The sequence below is a fragment of the Streptomyces lomondensis genome (assembly GCF_014651035.1).
GTDB lineage: Bacteria > Actinomycetota > Actinomycetes > Streptomycetales > Streptomycetaceae > Streptomyces > Streptomyces lomondensis.
Genome location: NZ_BMWC01000008.1, coordinates 252,662 through 268,230, shown reverse-complemented (window position 1 = coordinate 268,230; position 15,569 = coordinate 252,662). Strand labels below are relative to the sequence as shown.

Sequence of the window (15,569 nt, the reverse complement as noted above, 5' to 3'; positions counted from 1 at the left end):
GCGTTCGGGTACGGCGCGACCACCCGGCAGCACCTCTGAGAGGGAGGCAGGGGCCATGCGAACGATGAGCCGCACCGGACTGGTGAGCGCCGGTTTGGGGCTGGGAGCCGTCGGTGGATTCATCGGCAGTCTCCTCAGGGAACGGAGCGTTCTGACAGCCGCCCGCGATGCGGCGGGCGAAGGAAGCGAGGAACAGCCTTCATGGGGCGTCGGCTCGTACCGCTCACGCTGGACAACCTTCAGGACCTTCCCAAGCGTTGCCGCACGTGTGTCTTCTGGGAACTCGACCCAGTCAGCGGCGAGGCCGCGGTAAAGGCGGGCACGCCCGCGCTGGAGAAGGAGGCCTGGATCTCGGCGGTCCTGCTGGACTGGGGATCCTGTGGTCGGGTGGTCTACGTCGACGACGTGCCCGTGGGCTTCGTGCTGTACGCCCCGCCCGCCTATGTGCCCCGCTCCACGGCGTTTCCCACGAGCCCCGTCTCCCCTGACGCGGTGCAACTGATGACCGGGTTCATCGTGCCGGGCTACCAGGGGCAGGGGCTGGGCCGGGTGATGGTCCAGACGGTCGCCAAGGATCTGCTGCGGCGCGGCTTCAAGGCGATCGAGGCGTTCGGAGACGCGCGCTGGAAGGAACCGGCCTGTGTGCTGCCCGCCGATCATCTCCTGGCGGTGGGCTTCAAGACGGTCCGACAGCACCCCACCGTTCCTCGGCTGAGGCTGGAACTGAGGTCGACGCTCTCCTGGAAGGAAGACGTCGAGATGGCGCTGGACCGGCTCCTGGGCGCCGTACAGAAGGAGCCGGCGCTGCGACCGCTGTAGAGCCCGCAGTCAAACGAATGGGCCAACCCTTCCGGGTTGGCCCATTCGTGTTTCACGTGAAACATGCACCGTCGGTGTGACGGCTCAGTCGCCTCACTCGGTGATGAACTCCTCGAGGTCGCGAACGATCGCGGCCTTCGGCTTGGCGCCCACGATGGTCTTGGCGACCTCGCCACCCTGGTAGACGTTCAGGGTCGGGATGGACATGACGCCGTACTTGGCGGCCGTACCCGGGTTCTCGTCGATGTTCAGCTTGACGACCTCGATCTTGTCGCCGTATTCGGAGGCGATCGCCTCCAGGGACGGCGCGATCTGGCGGCAGGGACCGCACCAGGCGGCCCAGAAGTCCACGAGGACGGGCTTGTCGCTCTTGAGGACGTCCTGCTCGAAGGAGTCGTCGGTCACGTTCTTCAGGGTGCCGGCCACGGCGGGCTCCTTAACTGGTTGATGCGTGGGGCGGGTAGGGAGGGTCAGACAGCGGTCTTCTCGGGCTCGGGCTGCTCCTCGTCCGCGAGGGCGGCGAGGTAGCGCTCGGCGTCGAGAGCGGCGGAGCAGCCGGTCCCGGCCGCGGTGATCGCCTGACGGTAGGTGTGGTCCACCACGTCGCCGGCACCGAAGACACCGGTCAGGTTGGTGCGCGTCGACGGCGCGTCCACCTTCAGGTAGCCCTCTTCGTCCAGGTCGAGCTGACCCTTGAAGAGCTCGGTGCGGGGGTCGTGGCCGATGGCGATGAACAGACCGGTCACCGGCAGGTCCGAGAGCTCACCGGTCTTGACGTTGCGCAGCTTCAGGCCCGAGAGCTTCGGGTCGCCCTGGATCTCGGCGACCTCGCTGTCCCACACGAAGCTGATCTTCGGGTCGGCGAAGGCGCGCTCCTGCATGGCCTTGGAGGCGCGCAGGGTGTCGCGGCGGTGGACGACGGTCACGGACTTGGCGAACCGCGAAAGGAAGGTGGCCTCCTCCATCGCGGTGTCGCCACCGCCGATCACGGCGATGTCCTGGTCCTTGAAGAAGAACCCGTCACAGGTGGCGCACCAGGACACGCCCCGGCCGGACAGCGCGTCCTCGTTCGGCAGACCGAGCTTGCGGTGCTGCGAGCCGGTGGCGACGATGACGGCCTTGGCCCGGTGGACGGTACCGGCCGTGTCCGTGACGGTCTTGATCTCACCGGCCAGGTCGACGGCCACCACGTCGTCCGGGACCAGCTCGGCTCCAAAGCGCTCCGCCTGGGCGCGCATGTTGTCCATGAGCTCGGGGCCCATGATGCCGTCCTGGAAGCCCGGGAAGTTCTCGACGTCGGTGGTGTTCATGAGCGCGCCACCCGCGGTGACGGCGCCCTCGAACACCAGTGGCTTCAGCGACGCGCGCGCGGTGTAGAGCGCCGCCGTGTAGCCGGCGGGCCCGGAGCCGATGATGATCACGTTACGGACGTCGCTCACGGCTTGATTCCTCGTCTCTGGACTGCGTCGTTCGACCGGTGGGAGCTTCTCTCGGAACTCTCACCCCACCCAACGGATCCTAAGGGGCGCGCATTCCCACTGTGTCCGGGCACACGGAGATGCGGCACCGTGCCGGACACCACACAGGGAGAACGCGAAGCACTCACTTGAGGAGAAGACGAGGCACTCACTCAGGAGGACGGGTAGGAGCGCTCCAGGAGGATCTTGCCGTCGGTGGTTGACGCATGGTGATCCACACAGGTCGCGTCGACGATGTAGGCGGTGACCCGGGTGGCGTCGGAAGCATCGGGAAGCAGCACGAGCATGGCCTTCTTCCCCTGGTACCTGCCGTTCTCGACAGCGAGGGCGGCGTCGTCGCGCCCGATGCCGTCGCGGACGCAGCCGGGCACCACGGCCTCCCTGGCGACCTTGGTGTGGTTGGTGCCGGGGGCGGTCTCCGTGCCGTAGGGGGAGCGGGAGCCACCGCCTCCCTCGGTCTTGTTCTCGGCCAGGAGATCGGTGACCTGCTTCTGCAGCTTCCCCTCGGAGAAGGTGTCCGCAGGAGTGGTCTGCCGGCCGCCCGCCGTGTCGCGGGGCGGCTGGTTGTCGCCGAGTGATGACAGCAGGCCGGAGCCCAGCCCCAGGGCGGCCACCGTGAAGACGGTCCCCAGGACGGCGATCCTGCGGCGCCCGTTCCGCGTGCGGCCCTTGCGGCCCGGGCCGGTGGTGGAAGAGCGGGGACGCCCGGCGGGCCGGTCGGTGGGCGCCGATGTTTCACGTGAAACATGCGCACCGCTGTCGTCCTCGGACCCGGTACCGGGAGCACTCACCGGCACAGGGTTCTCCGGGGCCTCCGGCTCCGTGGCGTTCAGCAGTGCCTCGGCGGCGAGAGCGGCATCGATGCGGCCCGCGACATCGGCGGGCATGCGCGGCGGGCCCGGCAGCGTGCCGAGCAGCCCGCGGATCTCCTCCAGGGAGGCGAAGACGTCCGCGCAGAGCTCGCACTCGTCCAGATGCCGGCGTACGTCGGTGGTCCGGGACGGTGGGAGGAGGCCCTCGGCGAGGTCGGAGATCTCCGCGACGTCCGGGTGCCCGGCCATGTCTGTCGTCGACGTCACGCTCGTCCACCTCCGCCCTTCAGTGCAGCTGGGTCGCTCGGTCCTGTGTCCGGTGGTTCCGCTCGGTGCGGTCCCGCTGCGGGTGGGACGGTCGGCCCCTGCGTCCGGTTCCGTTCCCCGCCCGGCTTCTTCTCCCCACCGTTGCCATCCGGCCGGAGATGGGTGAGCAGCGGCAGGAGTCTGGCTCTGCCGCGTGCGCATCTGCTCTTCACCGTGCCGGTCGGCACGTCGAGGATGCGGGCCGCCTCCGCGACCGGGTAGCCCTGCATGTCCACCAGGACGAGCGCCGCTCGCTGGTCGGCCGGCAGGGTGCCCAGGGCTTCGATGAGCTGCCGGTGGAGATCGTTGCGCTCCGCGGGTGCCGACGCCGACTCGTGCGGCTCCAGCAGCTGCTCCAGGCGCTCGGTGTCGTCGACGGGCGAGGTCTTGCGGGAGGCCGCCTTGCGGGCGCGGTCCAGGCAGGCGTTCACCGTGATCCTGTGCAGCCACGTCGTGACGGCCGACTGGCCCCGGAAGGTGTGGGCGGCCCGGTAGGCGGATACGAGGGCGTCCTGTACCGCGTCAGCGGCCTCCTCGCGGTCCCCCAGGGTCCGCAGGGCGACGGCCCAGAGCCGGTCGCGGTGCCGCCGCACGATCTCGCCGAAGGCGTCGGGATCACCCTCGACATGCCGGGCGAGGAGGTCCTGATCACTTGCACCGCCGTGCTCGGCGCGGTCCGCCATCGAACCCCCTTCCCGCTGTCGGCTCTCAGCCCGCGAACTTCACTTCGGTGATGGCCTGCTTGTAGCCCGGGTTGCTGTAGTTGGCGGGGTCGTCGCCGGAGTACGGCAGGGCCGTCAGCCACACCAGGAGGTACCGGCTCTTCACGGGCTTGTCCACGGTCACCTTCGCGGAGGTGCTGCTCGTCGTCACCGTGCCCAGCTTCTCCATGGAACTCAGCGGTGTGGACGATCCGAGAGAGTCGGTCGCGTACAGCTCGATCGTGGTGTGGGGGCCGCCGTACCGCAGCGAGAGCGTCGCGGTCGACACTTCCCTTTCGGATCCGAGGTCGTAGACGATGCCGACGCCCGGCTTTATCACCATCTTCGGGCCGTCCAGGTAGCTGCTGGTGCGCCAGCCCGTGGACGTGTTGCCGTCGTAGGTCTTGTCCACGTCGGCGGGATGCTGGGCGTCGCCCTTGGCGACATACTCCTCGGCGTCCTTGATGGCGATGGGCTTCGGTGCCTCGGACTTGGCGTTCTTGTCGTTGTCCTCGGTGTTCTGCGTCTTGTTGGGGTCATCCGTCTTGCCACCCTGGTCCATGAGCGCGTCCGCCAGCTGCCAGCTGCCGAGGCCCAGCGCGGCGATCAGGAGCGCGGACACGGCCCACTTCAGCGCCTTGCCGGTGCGGCTCTGGAGCGGGGGCGGCGGAGACGGGACGGGCTGGGTGGCGCCGGGGCGCGGCGTCTGACGGCCGTATGTGCCCTGCTGGTACGTCGTGCGCTGGTACTCGGGCGGGGCGGTGAACGCCGGCTCCGGCGGGCGGATGCGAGGCATCTCGCCGATCGCCTTCACCAGCTCCTCCGGCGTGGTGCACGGCGACTCGTGCCGGGAGGCGGTGGCTCCGTCGTTGACGAGTGCGCGCATGGAGAGCTCGGACAGGCCGCGGTGCACCCCGGCCCGCACCTGGTCCGGGGCGATGAGGCCGATGTCCTTCGGAAGGCCCGACAGCCCGTAGGCGTCGCTCTCGTACGGCCAGCGCTGGGTCAGCGCCGCGTACAGCAGGGCTCCGATGGCCTCGGTGTCGGTGCGCTGCGGGGTGTCGGACGAGACGCCGCGCAGCGCGGCGTTCACGGCGAGGCCGCGGATGCGCCACTGGCCCGTGGAGGCGCGCAGGACGGCGTTGGGGTTCAGTCGCAGATGGGCGAGGCCCTCACGGTGAGCGGCGGCCATGGCGGCGGAGACCTGGCTGACCATCTGGTAGGCGTCGTACGGTTCCAGCGGCCCGGAGGCGAGGAGCGTGGTCAGTTCCGTGGCGTCGGGAAGCCACTCGTGGACGACGTAGACGAGATCGTTCTCCTCCACCGCGTCCAGTACCTGGACGAAGCGGGGATCACCGAGGAGGGCGGAGGAGCGGGCGGCGGCCAGGACGGAGCGGGCCCGCGAGTGGTCCGCGGGCAGAATGTGCACGCCGACGGCGCGGCGGAGCTTCTCGTCCACGGCACGCCAGCTGCTGAAACCGTCCAGACGGGTGACGCACTCCTCGAGGCGGTAGCGTCTGGCGAGCTTGTGACCACTGTGCAGTTCGGGCGGCGAGGTCTTTCCGGAACCGTCGGTCCGGGTGCTCTCCTGTGCCTCGTCGCTGTCCGTGTCCCGCTCCCGGTTCTTGGCCACCCCGTCGGCCGTGGACTGGTCCGCCTGTGCGGTCAGCGACGTCTCGTCGCTGTTGTCTGCCACGTCGACGGCAGCCGTACTCCGTTCCGCCACCGTCGTTCCTGCCTCCCCATCCATTGCGCGCCGGCCGGCATCCGATGCGCGCCGTCCGACGCCGAAACCAATTGTGCCCACAGTCCGCCGCTATGCACGACACGCGGTGGCTGACGATGGTTGTGCGCCTACCCCCCGTCTCAGCGTCCCAGGCGCCCGCGGACCATGCCGACCAGCGAGTTGAGTTCCTCGATGCGCATGCGGCGGGCGGCGACGAAGAAGATCCCGAGGAGGACGGCCCCACCGGCGAACACCGCGGCGAGCGAGCCCACGACGCCCTGGCCTAGCGTGTGGCCGATGCCGTAGCAGGCCGCGCCGCTGAGCAGGGCGGCCGGGACCGACGCGATGCACAGCCGGGCGTAAGTCCGCAGGACCCGGGCGCCGTCGAGGTCCCCGCCCAGCCGCTTGCGCAGCCGGCGCCAGGCGACCCCGACACCGATCGCGTAGGCCAGGCCGTACGAGGCGGCCATGCCGACGACGGCCCAGCGGGACGGGATGACGAAGAAGCAGACCGCCGAGGCGCCGGCGTTGACCGCGGCCACGATGACCGTGTTGTAGAAGGGAGTTCGCGTGTCCTCGTAGGCGTAGAAGGCGCGCAGGACCACGTACTGCACGGAGTACGGGATCAGGCCGAGACCGAACGCCATCAGCATGTAGCCCATGTTGGTGGCCTCGCTGGTGCCCGAGGAGCCGAACATCAGCGTGCACATGGGGATGCCGAGCGAGAGGAACCCGAACGCGATCGGCACGATGGCGACCGCCGTGGTGCGCAGGCCCTGGGAGATGTCGTCGCGGACGGCGCCGCCGTCGCCCTCGGCCGCCGAGCGCGACAGGCGCGGCAGCAGCGCGGCCATGAGGGAGACCGTGATGATGGCCTGCGGCAGGCCCCAGATCAGCTGCGCGTTGGCGTAGGCGGAGAAACCGGTGCCGTCGACGGGCGATGCCTTGCCCGCCGCGGTGGACAGCCAGACGACGATCATGGCGCCCGCCTGGTTGGCGAGGACGAACAGGACCGTCCACTTGGCGAGCGTGACGGCCTTGCCGAGGCCCTGACCCTTCCAGTCGAAGCGCAGCCGCAGCCGGAAGCCCGTCTCGCGCAGGTAGGGGATCATCGCCAGCGCCTGCACCACGAGGCCGAGCAGCACACCGATGCCCAGGAGGCGCTGGCCCTCCGGCGGGATGGTGGTGACCTTCATCCCCGAGTCGGCGGCGGTGCCGTAGACGTAGATGAACATGCCCAGCGTCACGATGATGACGATGTTGTTGAGGACCGGGGTCCACATCATCGCGCCGAACTTCCCGCGGGCGTTGAGGATCTGCCCCATCACCACGTGGACGCCCATGAAGAAGATCGAGGGCAGGAAGTACTGGACGAAGGTGATGGCGACCTGATTCGCCGCGGGGTCGCTGGCGATCGAGGGGGACATCACGCGAATCAGGAGTGGCGCGCCGAAGATCGCGAGCGCGGTGAGTGCGCCGAGCGCCACCATGACGAGGGTCAGCAGGCGGTTGGCGTACGCCTCGCCGCCGTCCTCGTCCTCCTTCATGGCCCGCACGAGTTGAGGCACGAAGACGGAGTTGAGACCGCCGCCGACCGTGAGGATGTAGAGCATCGTCGGCAGTTGGTAGGCGACCTGGAAGGTGTCACCGAGGAAGCCGACGCCGATGGCCGAGACGATCAGCGCGGAGCGGATGAAGCCGGTGAGGCGGGAGACCATCGTGCCCGCGGCCATCACGGCGCTGGACTTCATCAGGCCCGCGGCGCGGCCGGCCTTCTTCGGGGCGGGTGAGGCGGCGGGCTCCGGGGTGGGCGTCTCGTCGACGAGGGGTGCCGTCGCCGCGGTCTGGTCGGGCGTCGCGTACTGGCCCTGCGTCATCGGGGCCGGGGACGGTCCGGGGACCGACGGCGACTCGTACGACGGGTGACCGCTGCCCTGCTGCTGGTCCCTGAAGAGGTGCGCGAAGGCGTCCGGCTCCTGGCGCGGCTCGCCGGCGTGGGAGACGAGGTCGTCCACTCCCACGAACTGGGTGGTCCGGGGGTCGTCGCCGTACGGCAGGTGCCGCGTCGGGCCCTCGGGCTCCGGCGCGGGCGTCTGGGCCCACACCCGCGGGTCGGGCGCGTACGGCGATTGGGGCGGCTGGGCGTACATCTGGTGCGGCGGGTACGTCCCCGGAGGGGGCGGCGGATGCGCGGAGCGGTCGTAGAGCGCCTCGGCGACCGGGTCCTGGGCGGAGAGGTCCTGCGCCCGGTAGGGGTCCTGGGCGTAGGCGTCCTGGAGGTACATGTCCGCGGGTGGCTGCGGCGGCACCTGGCCGTGCTGGGGCGGCGAACCCTCGGGCCCGCCCGACTCGGGGTCGCCCGAGCTGCCCACGGCACGGCCGTGGTCACCGTCGTACGGCGCGTTCATGGTTACCCCACCTCATCGTCCCGGGCCCACCGGCCACGACATCTCAACGGTCCACTCTCTCACCCGTGCCGGACGGGTCGGCGCTTTCCGCTGCGGTGTCCGGGGCCGGGTCACTCGGCTGCTGCGGGGCGTCTGCCCGGGAGCCGGCCTCGGACTCCTCCTCGGGACGGTCGCCGGGGGCCTCAGGGTTCCGCGGAGCGGCGGCCGGGCCCTGCGGGCTGTCGGCGTCGTCGTCCGTCTCTGCGGTGCCGTCCTCGGTGGCCTCGCGTGCGGCGGCGCGCTTGCGCTGGGTGTACATCCGGAAGCCGGCCAGGACCAGGAGCAGGACGCCTCCGCCGATGACCAGCATGACGGTGGGCGTGACCTCGGTGACCTTCACCTCGAAGGTGACGTCGGCGCCGTACGGCCGGCCGTCCTCCGTGTACAGCTGGGCGACCACCTCGGCCCGGCCGTTGGCGTTGGCGGATGTGGTGAACTTCACCGACTGGCTGTGGCCGCCGTTGACCGCGACGCGCTGCTCCTCGTAGGCGGCGCCGCCGATCTTGAGTCGCGTCGGGTTCGTCGACGTGAGCCGCAGCTTCAGGTGCTCGACGCCCTGGACCAGATTGTTCTGGACGGTCACCGGGATCGTGGCGCTGCGGCCGGAGAGCTTGGTCTCCGACTTGTCGATCAGCTTGACCCCGTCGATGAGCCCTTCGAGGTACGACTCGATGCCGTCGCGGTATTCCAGCGCCGCGGCGCCCCGGCCGCGCCACGACGTGGACATCTCGCGGTTCATGGCCCGTCCGAAGGGGGTCACCACCCGGGACTGGCGGGTCAGGATCACCTTGAACTTGTCGAGCTTGTCCTGCGTCTTCGCGATCTGCTCGAAGGCGGAGCGCCGCAGCTCCTGATTGCGCAAGGAGAGGGGGTACCCGGAGGGCACCTTCGTGTTGGCCGCGGGGTCCGGCTTGGCCTTGGCGGCGGCCGAGAGGTCCTGCGACTCCGACCAGTTTCCGTCCTGGAGGGTGGAAAGAGCCTCGGCCATGGTCTGGGCCTGGCTGACGGACGGCATGCGCTGCGGGGCGACGACGACACTGCGCTGCTTGCCGGTCTGGAGGCCGAGCGTGAGGCTCTGGGCCAGGAAGCGCTGCACGGCGAGCGTGGAGGCGGAGGCCTTCGTCAGGTTGCCCTGGAACGCCGTGGACAGCCTGGAGTCGGCGACGACCGCCGTGGTGCCGCCGCCGATGGGCCGGGCCGCGGAGGGCGTGTACGACAGGTTGTCCTGGAGGCTGTCGCTGCGGGCGATCACCTTGTCGGCGCCCGCGGAGGTCGCGACCTTCACGATCGACGGGTCGACGGCGCCATCCACGGGCCAGGCGAAGTCCGTGGACGGTTTCACGTGGAGGATCGTCTCCACCGTGTCGTCGATGACGTCGGTGGCCTCCTTGAGGTGGCTCAGCGAGCCGGTGACGCTCGTGCCGTTGTGGGCGAGGGAGGCCAGGTCCGGGTCGCCGAACGGCAGGGCGACGACTTCCCTGCCCGTGACCGCCTGCTGGAGTTCGGCGAGCCAGTGTTTGGCGATCTCCTGGTTCTTGCCGGAGGTGGTGGTGCCGTCCGCGGCGCGGATCTGGTAGCTCCTGGTCATCGCGTCGACGGACGCCAGCAGGTCCGGGTCGACCACCCACGTGACGTCGAGGTCCTTGCCCAGCGACACCATCTGGTCGAGGCGGCCGCCCGGGGCGATCTCCTCGGCGAGCTCGTCGTCGCGGAAGACCGGTGTCTGCTGCTCGTTCGACCCCGTCTCGGCCGCCATGTGGACGGTGGAGACGAGCGGCCACAGGAACGTGGTCCTGGTCTTGGTACCGGCTTCTTCCGGCTGCCACGGCAGGAACGTGCGCTGGATGCCGAGGACCTGGTCCCAGGGCTGTGCGGCGGTCTCCCCGGAGAGCGCGACGGCCAGCTGGTAGACGCCGTCCGGGCCGAGGTCGAGCTCGTCGATCGGCACGGAGATGTCGAAGGGCTCCGCGACGCCGGGTGTGAGCTGGGAGAACTTCTCGGCGTACTTGCCGCCGACCTGCTCGCCGACGGGGCCCTGGACGTCGTCGCTCTTCTTGGCGAGGGCGTCGATGGCGGAGCGGGTGTCGAGGGAGGGCCCCACCCGCAGGTCGACGTGGGCGTCGGTGACGGCCTGCTTGCCGTTGTTGGTCACCGTGCCCGACACGGTGACCGTGTCGCCCTCCGTGGGGGCGCTGGGACTGAGCGAGTCGATCGCGACGGACACCGAACCCGTTCCGGAGGCGGCCTGCGGGGACTCCTGCCCGGCCGCGTCCGCCGGCGGCGCGGCAGGCAACTGGAGGAGTCCGGCCAGCAGGGGCGCACCGGCGAGCAGTGCCCCGGTGCGCCGTAGCCACCGGCGGGCAGGTGAGGCACTGGTCCCCTGGAAGTCTGCCGCCTCGGCCACGCGCTCGCCCGTCCCTCGTCGTCGTCAGTGGTCGTCGGAATGTGCGTCCACGCATGGTAACGATGCGCGCTGAGAGGAAGTGCCGCGGTCCGCTCGACAAGATCGCGGGCCGATGACGTGCTGTCTGGTATGCCCACTATGGAGGTGAGCGATCCCTTACATCGCAAGGGCGCGGCTTGTGCGCGTATTGAGGGACGTGTCCGCACGTGTAATGAGGGAGCCCGAGGTCGCCCGGGCCACGTACCCTCTTCTGTTGTGCCGAACGCCAACGAAGAAAAGTCCAGTGCCCTCAGCCAGGTGCAGCACCGCGCGGTGAGTGAACTGCTGCGGGTCGCTCCTGTCGCCGACGACCTCGCCCGCCGCTTCCAGGAGGCCGGGTTCTCACTCGCCCTGGTCGGCGGCTCGGTCCGGGACGCGCTGCTGGGCCGGCTCGGCAATGACCTCGACTTCACGACCGATGCCCGTCCCCAGGACGTGCTCAAGATCGTGCGCCCGTGGGCGGACGCCGTCTGGGAGGTCGGGATCGCCTTCGGCACGGTCGGCGCCCACAAGGGCGGCTACCAGATCGAGGTGACCACGTACCGGTCGGAGGCGTACGACCGGACCTCACGCAAGCCCGAGGTGTCGTACGGCGACTCGATCGAGGAGGATCTCGTCCGCCGTGACTTCACCGTGAACGCGATGGCCGTCGCGCTGCCGGAGAAGGAGTTCGTCGACCCGCACGGCGGGCTCGAGGATCTCGCGTCGCGGGTGCTGCGCACTCCCGGTACCCCGGAGGAGTCCTTCTCGGACGACCCGCTGCGGATGATGCGGGCTGCGCGTTTCGCGGCTCAGCTCGACTTCGAGGTCGCCCCCGAGGTCGTCACGGCGATGAAGGACATGGCCGGGCGCATCGAGATCGTCTCGGCCGAGCGGGTCCGGGACGAGCTGAACAAGCTGATCCTCTCCCCGCACCCGCGCAAGGGCCTGTCGCTGCTCGTGGAGACCGGCCTCGCCGACCACGTGCTGCCCGAGCTGCCGGCTCTGCGTCTGGAGCGCGACGAGCACCACCGCCACAAGGACGTCTACGACCACACGCTGATCGTCCTGGAGCAGGCGATGGCGCTGGAGGACGACGGCCCCGACCTGACGCTCCGGCTGGCGGCCCTGCTGCACGACATCGGCAAGCCGCGCACGCGGCGCTTCGAGAAGGACGGCCGGGTCTCGTTCCACCACCACGAGGTGGTCGGGGCGAAGATGACCAAGAAGCGCATGACGGCGTTGAAGTACTCCAACGAGCTGGTGAAGGACGTCTCACGGCTGGTCGAACTCCACCTGCGCTTCCACGGCTACGGCACCGGAGAGTGGACGGACTCGGCGGTCCGCCGCTACGTCCGTGACGCCGGCCCGCTCCTCGACCGGCTCCACAAGCTGACCCGCTCGGACTGCACCACGCGCAACAAGCGCAAGGCGGCGGCCCTGGCGCGGGCGTACGACGGGCTGGAGGAGCGGATCGCCAAGCTTCAGGAGCAGGAGGAGCTGGACTCCATCCGCCCGGACCTCGACGGCAACCAGATCATGGAGGTCCTCGGCATCGGCCCCGGTCCGGTCATCGGTCGCGCGTACAAGCACATGCTGGAGCTGCGGCTGGAGAACGGGCCGATGGAGCATGACGCCGCGGTGGCCGCGCTCAAGGAGTGGTGGACCGAGCAGGAGGGCTGATGCTGTGAAACGGGGCCATGTTTCACGTGAAACATGACCCTGTGGGGGCAGCTCGAAGGGGCGGTGTTTCACGTGAAACACCGCCCCTTTCTGCGTCTGTCCTACTTCTTGTAGTCCTTCAGGCAGAGCAGGAAGTCCTTGCCGTCACCGCTCTCGGTGTACACGTACTGGAAGTCCTTCGCCTCGGTCTCGCACTTGCTGGAGGCCATGGTGTCCGAGAGGAACTTGCCCTCGATCTTGGCCAGCACCTCGTACTGGGCCTTCGCGTCACCGCAGTCGACGACCTCGAGGTCCGGGTTGCTGTCGTTGGTGCTGCCGCGGTGCATGCAGTCGCCGACAGCCGCCGTGTTGGCGTCGTCCCGGCTGGTTATGTAACCGCCGATGGCCACGCTCGCCACGGCGACGACGATCACGATGTTCTTGATGGTCTTGAAGCTGAGCTTGCGGCCGGACGGCTGCGGCGGGACCGGGGCATAGGGAGCCGCGCCCTGGGGCGGGAAGCCGGGCTGGCCGGGCTGCTGGGGGTAGCCGCCCTGCGGCGGATACGGGGCCTGGGGCTGACCCGCGGGCTGGCCCTGTGCGAACGGGTTGCCCTGGGGCGGCGGAGTAGACACTTGGGGGTCCCCCTCAAACATGGATGAGTGACGCGAACATGTCGCGAGATAAGACCCACGTAAGGTAGCGGTCCCCACTGACAACGCAGTAACCAGGAGTGGCTCTGTGTCATTGATGTGACACTTACTGGCGGCCAAACCGGGCCATAGCCACAGCTACTGCCGCGTAGATAACGGCGATCGTGATCACCAGAGGCACGGACCGGCCGTCCGGCGGCAGCATCAGGGCGGCCACGGCGGCGGCGCCGACGAAGAAGACGTTGAAGAGGACGTCGTAAACGGAGAAGATCCGGCCACGGAAGCCGTCGTCGACGGAGGACTGGACGATCGTGTCCGTGGCGATCTTCGCGCCCTGGGTGGTCAGGCCCAGGACGAAGGCCGCGGCCAGCAGCGGGGCGGTGGCGAACGGCAGGCCGAGAGCGGGCTCCAGCAGTGCGGCGGCCCCCGCGCACACCACGATCCAGCGGCCGGGTCCGAGCCGCCCCGCGGTCCAGGGCGTCACCACGGCCGCCGCGAAGAACCCGGCGCCGGAGACGCCCAACGCCAGTCCCAGCAGGGCGAGTCCGTCGTCCGTGGTCGTGGTGAGCGCGTACCGGCACAGCATCAGCAGCATGACCAGCAGGGCGCCGTAGCAGAACCGCATCAGCGACATCGCGGCGAGCGCCCAGGCGGCCTCCCGGCGCGGTGGCGCGGCCAGGTGACGCACGCCCGCCACCAACTCGCGAACGGTGCCGGTGAGCGCCGTCCCGATCCGCACGCGCGCCAAGGTCCGGTCGGGGCCGAGGAGTTCCCGCGCCATGCTCAGCGACGTGAGGCCGGCGCACAGATACAGCGCGGCTGCCACGAGCACCACAGCGGCGTCGGAGTCCGCCACCACCAGGCGGACGACGAAGGCGAGGCCGCCGCCCGCGGTCGCCGCCAGCGTCCCGGCGGTCGGCGAGAGGGAGTTGGCGATGACCAGGCGCTCGGCGTCGACCACGCGCGGCAGGGCGGCGGACAGGCCCGACAGGACGAAGCGGTTGACGGCGGTGACGCACAGGGCGGAGACGTAGAAGAGCCAGTCCGGAGCCGGGCTGAGCATCAGCAGGGCCGTCGCGGAGGCGAGCAGGGCGCGCAACAGGCTGCCGTACAGCAGGACCTGGCGGCGTCGCCAGCGGTCCAGCAGGACACCGGCGAAGGGGCCGACGAGGGAGTACGGGAGCAGCAGCACCGCCATCGCGGAGGCGACCGCGGCCGCCGAGGTCTGTTTCTCCGGCGAGAAGACGACGTAGGCGGCGAGCGCGACCTGGTAGACGCCGTCGGCACCCTGGGAGAGCAGGCGCACGGCGAGCAGGCGCCGGAAGCCCTGGAAGCGCAACAGGACGCGCAGGTCACGAACGACGGCCATGGGGCCCAGCCTCACATACGGGGAGGGTCCCCGGGTCGTACGACCCGGGGACCCTCACAGCCCTGGCAGGAGCGATCAGTTGCGGCGCGTCAGCGCTCGACCTCACCCTTGATGAACTTCTCGACGTTCTCGCGGGCCTCGTCGTCGTAGTACTGGACCGGCGGGGACTTCATGAAGTAGCTCGACGCGGAGAGCACGGGGCCGCCGATACCGCGGTCCTTGGCGATCTTCGCGGCGCGCAGGGCGTCGATGATGACGCCGGCGGAGTTCGGGGAGTCCCAGACCTCGAGCTTGTACTCCAGGTTCAGCGGGACGTCACCGAAGGCGCGGCCCTCGAGGCGGACGTAGGCCCACTTGCGGTCGTCGAGCCAGGCCACGTAGTCGGACGGGCCGATGTGGACGTTGTCCGCGCCCATGTCGCGGTCACGGATCTGGGAGGTGACGGCCTGCGTCTTGGAGATCTTCTTCGACTCGAGGCGGTCGCGCTCGAGCATGTTCTTGAAGTCCATGTTGCCGCCGACGTTCAGCTGCATCGTGCGGTCCAGGACGACGCCCCGGTCCTCGAACAGCTTCGCCATGACGCGGTGCGTGATAGTCGCGCCGACCTGCGATTTGATGTCGTCGCCGACGATCGGGACGCCCGCCTCGGTGAACTTGTCGGCCCACTCCTTGGTGCCGGCGATGAAGACCGGAAGGGCGTTGACGAAGGCGACCTTGGCGTCGATGGCGCACTGGGCGTAGAACTTCGCCGCGTCCTCGGAGCCGACGGGCAGGTAGCAGACGAGGACGTCGACCTGCTTGTCCTTGAGGACCTGGACGATGTCGACCGGCTCCTCGGCGGACTCCTCGATGGTCTCGCGGTAGTACTTGCCGAGGCCGTCGAGGGTGTGGCCGCGCTGGACCGTCACACCGGTGCGGGGGACGTCGCAGATCTTGATGGTGTTGTTCTCCGAGGCGCCGATGGCGTCCGCGAGGTCGAGACCGACCTTCTTGGCGTCCACGTCGAACGCTGCGACGAACTCGACGTCGCGGACGTGGTACTCGCCGAACTGGACGTGCATCAGGCCCGGCACCTTGGACGCCGGGTCGGCGTCCTTGTAGTACTCGACTCCCTGCACCAGCGATGCGGCACAGTTGCCCACACCGACGATGGCTACGCGAACCGAACCCATTC

12 protein-coding genes are annotated in these 15,569 nt (G+C 69.6%); 2 read left to right on the top strand and 10 right to left on the bottom strand.

Going from position 1 to position 15,569, the window contains the following annotated elements:
- Positions 1-201 precede the first annotated feature (201 nt).
- Positions 202-819 carry a GNAT family N-acetyltransferase gene (locus IE255_RS26305; RefSeq protein ID WP_190052842.1) on the top strand — a complete coding sequence of 206 codons (618 nt, stop codon included), beginning with the start codon at positions 202-204 and terminating at the stop codon, positions 817-819.
- 93 nt (positions 820-912) lie between these two features.
- Here the strand turns inward: IE255_RS26305 and trxA are convergent, their stop codons facing one another.
- From trxA to IE255_RS26270, 7 genes are all read right to left on the bottom strand, one after another.
- Positions 913-1,245, bottom strand: coding sequence for a thioredoxin (gene trxA, locus IE255_RS26300; protein ID WP_020273083.1), 333 nt, complete (start codon positions 1,243-1,245; stop codon positions 913-915).
- 44 nt (positions 1,246-1,289) lie between these two features.
- The gene (gene trxB / locus IE255_RS26295; RefSeq protein ID WP_190052841.1) at positions 1,290-2,258 is read right to left on the bottom strand and encodes a thioredoxin-disulfide reductase; all 969 of its coding nucleotides are present in this window, start codon (positions 2,256-2,258) and stop codon (positions 1,290-1,292) included.
- Positions 2,259-2,449: 191 nt separating this feature from the next.
- Positions 2,450-3,376 (bottom strand): anti-sigma factor family protein, encoded by a 927-nt coding sequence (locus IE255_RS26290; RefSeq protein ID WP_190052840.1) that lies wholly within the window; start codon positions 3,374-3,376, stop codon positions 2,450-2,452.
- A complete protein-coding gene (gene sigM, locus IE255_RS26285) occupies positions 3,373-4,098 on the bottom strand; it encodes an RNA polymerase sigma factor SigM (protein ID WP_190052839.1) in 726 nt (241 codons plus the stop codon). Before sigM ends, IE255_RS26290 begins: the two co-directional genes overlap by 4 nt.
- A 25-nt stretch (positions 4,099-4,123) precedes the next feature.
- Positions 4,124-5,842, bottom strand: a complete 1,719-nt coding sequence (locus tag IE255_RS26280) for a protein kinase family protein (protein WP_190052838.1) — start codon at positions 5,840-5,842, stop codon at positions 4,124-4,126.
- Positions 5,843-5,982: 140 nt separating this feature from the next.
- The gene (murJ, locus tag IE255_RS26275; protein WP_190052837.1) at positions 5,983-8,250 is read right to left on the bottom strand and encodes a murein biosynthesis integral membrane protein MurJ; all 2,268 of its coding nucleotides are present in this window, start codon (positions 8,248-8,250) and stop codon (positions 5,983-5,985) included.
- Between the two features lie 43 nt (positions 8,251-8,293).
- On the bottom strand, positions 8,294-10,693 hold the full coding sequence (locus IE255_RS26270; protein ID WP_190052836.1) for a DUF6049 family protein: 2,400 nt from the start codon (positions 10,691-10,693) through the stop codon (positions 8,294-8,296).
- Positions 10,694-10,948: 255 nt separating this feature from the next.
- Between IE255_RS26270 and IE255_RS26265 the strand changes: the two genes are divergently transcribed.
- The gene (locus IE255_RS26265) at positions 10,949-12,394 is read left to right on the top strand and encodes a CCA tRNA nucleotidyltransferase (RefSeq protein ID WP_190052835.1); all 1,446 of its coding nucleotides are present in this window, start codon (positions 10,949-10,951) and stop codon (positions 12,392-12,394) included.
- Positions 12,395-12,495: 101 nt separating this feature from the next.
- On the opposite strand, the gene IE255_RS26260 is transcribed toward IE255_RS26265, so the two are convergent.
- From IE255_RS26260 to IE255_RS26250, 3 genes are all read right to left on the bottom strand, one after another.
- Positions 12,496-13,008, bottom strand: a complete 513-nt coding sequence (locus tag IE255_RS26260) for an LppU/SCO3897 family protein (protein ID WP_190052834.1) — start codon at positions 13,006-13,008, stop codon at positions 12,496-12,498.
- Between the two features lie 124 nt (positions 13,009-13,132).
- A complete protein-coding gene (locus tag IE255_RS26255; protein ID WP_190052833.1) occupies positions 13,133-14,395 on the bottom strand; it encodes an MFS transporter in 1,263 nt (420 codons plus the stop codon).
- 89 nt (positions 14,396-14,484) lie between these two features.
- Positions 14,485-15,567: an inositol-3-phosphate synthase gene (locus IE255_RS26250; RefSeq protein ID WP_190052832.1), complete on the bottom strand. Its 1,083-nt coding sequence runs from the start codon at positions 15,565-15,567 to the stop codon at positions 14,485-14,487.
- Between the last annotated feature and the right edge of the window lie 2 nt (positions 15,568-15,569).

Bases quoted from the DNA above. Each gene is read 5' to 3' on its own strand.
- IE255_RS26305 (WP_190052842.1), top strand. From the start codon at position 202: ATGGGGCGTCGGCTCGTACCGCTCACGCTGGACAACCTTCAGGACCTT.
- sigM (WP_190052839.1), bottom strand. From the start codon at position 4,098: ATGGCGGACCGCGCCGAGCACGGCGGTGCAAGTGATCAGGACCTCCTC.
- murJ (WP_190052837.1), bottom strand. From the start codon at position 8,250: ATGAACGCGCCGTACGACGGTGACCACGGCCGTGCCGTGGGCAGCTCG.
- IE255_RS26255 (WP_190052833.1), bottom strand. From the start codon at position 14,395: ATGGCCGTCGTTCGTGACCTGCGCGTCCTGTTGCGCTTCCAGGGCTTC.
- IE255_RS26250 (WP_190052832.1), bottom strand. From the start codon at position 15,567: ATGGGTTCGGTTCGCGTAGCCATCGTCGGTGTGGGCAACTGTGCCGCA.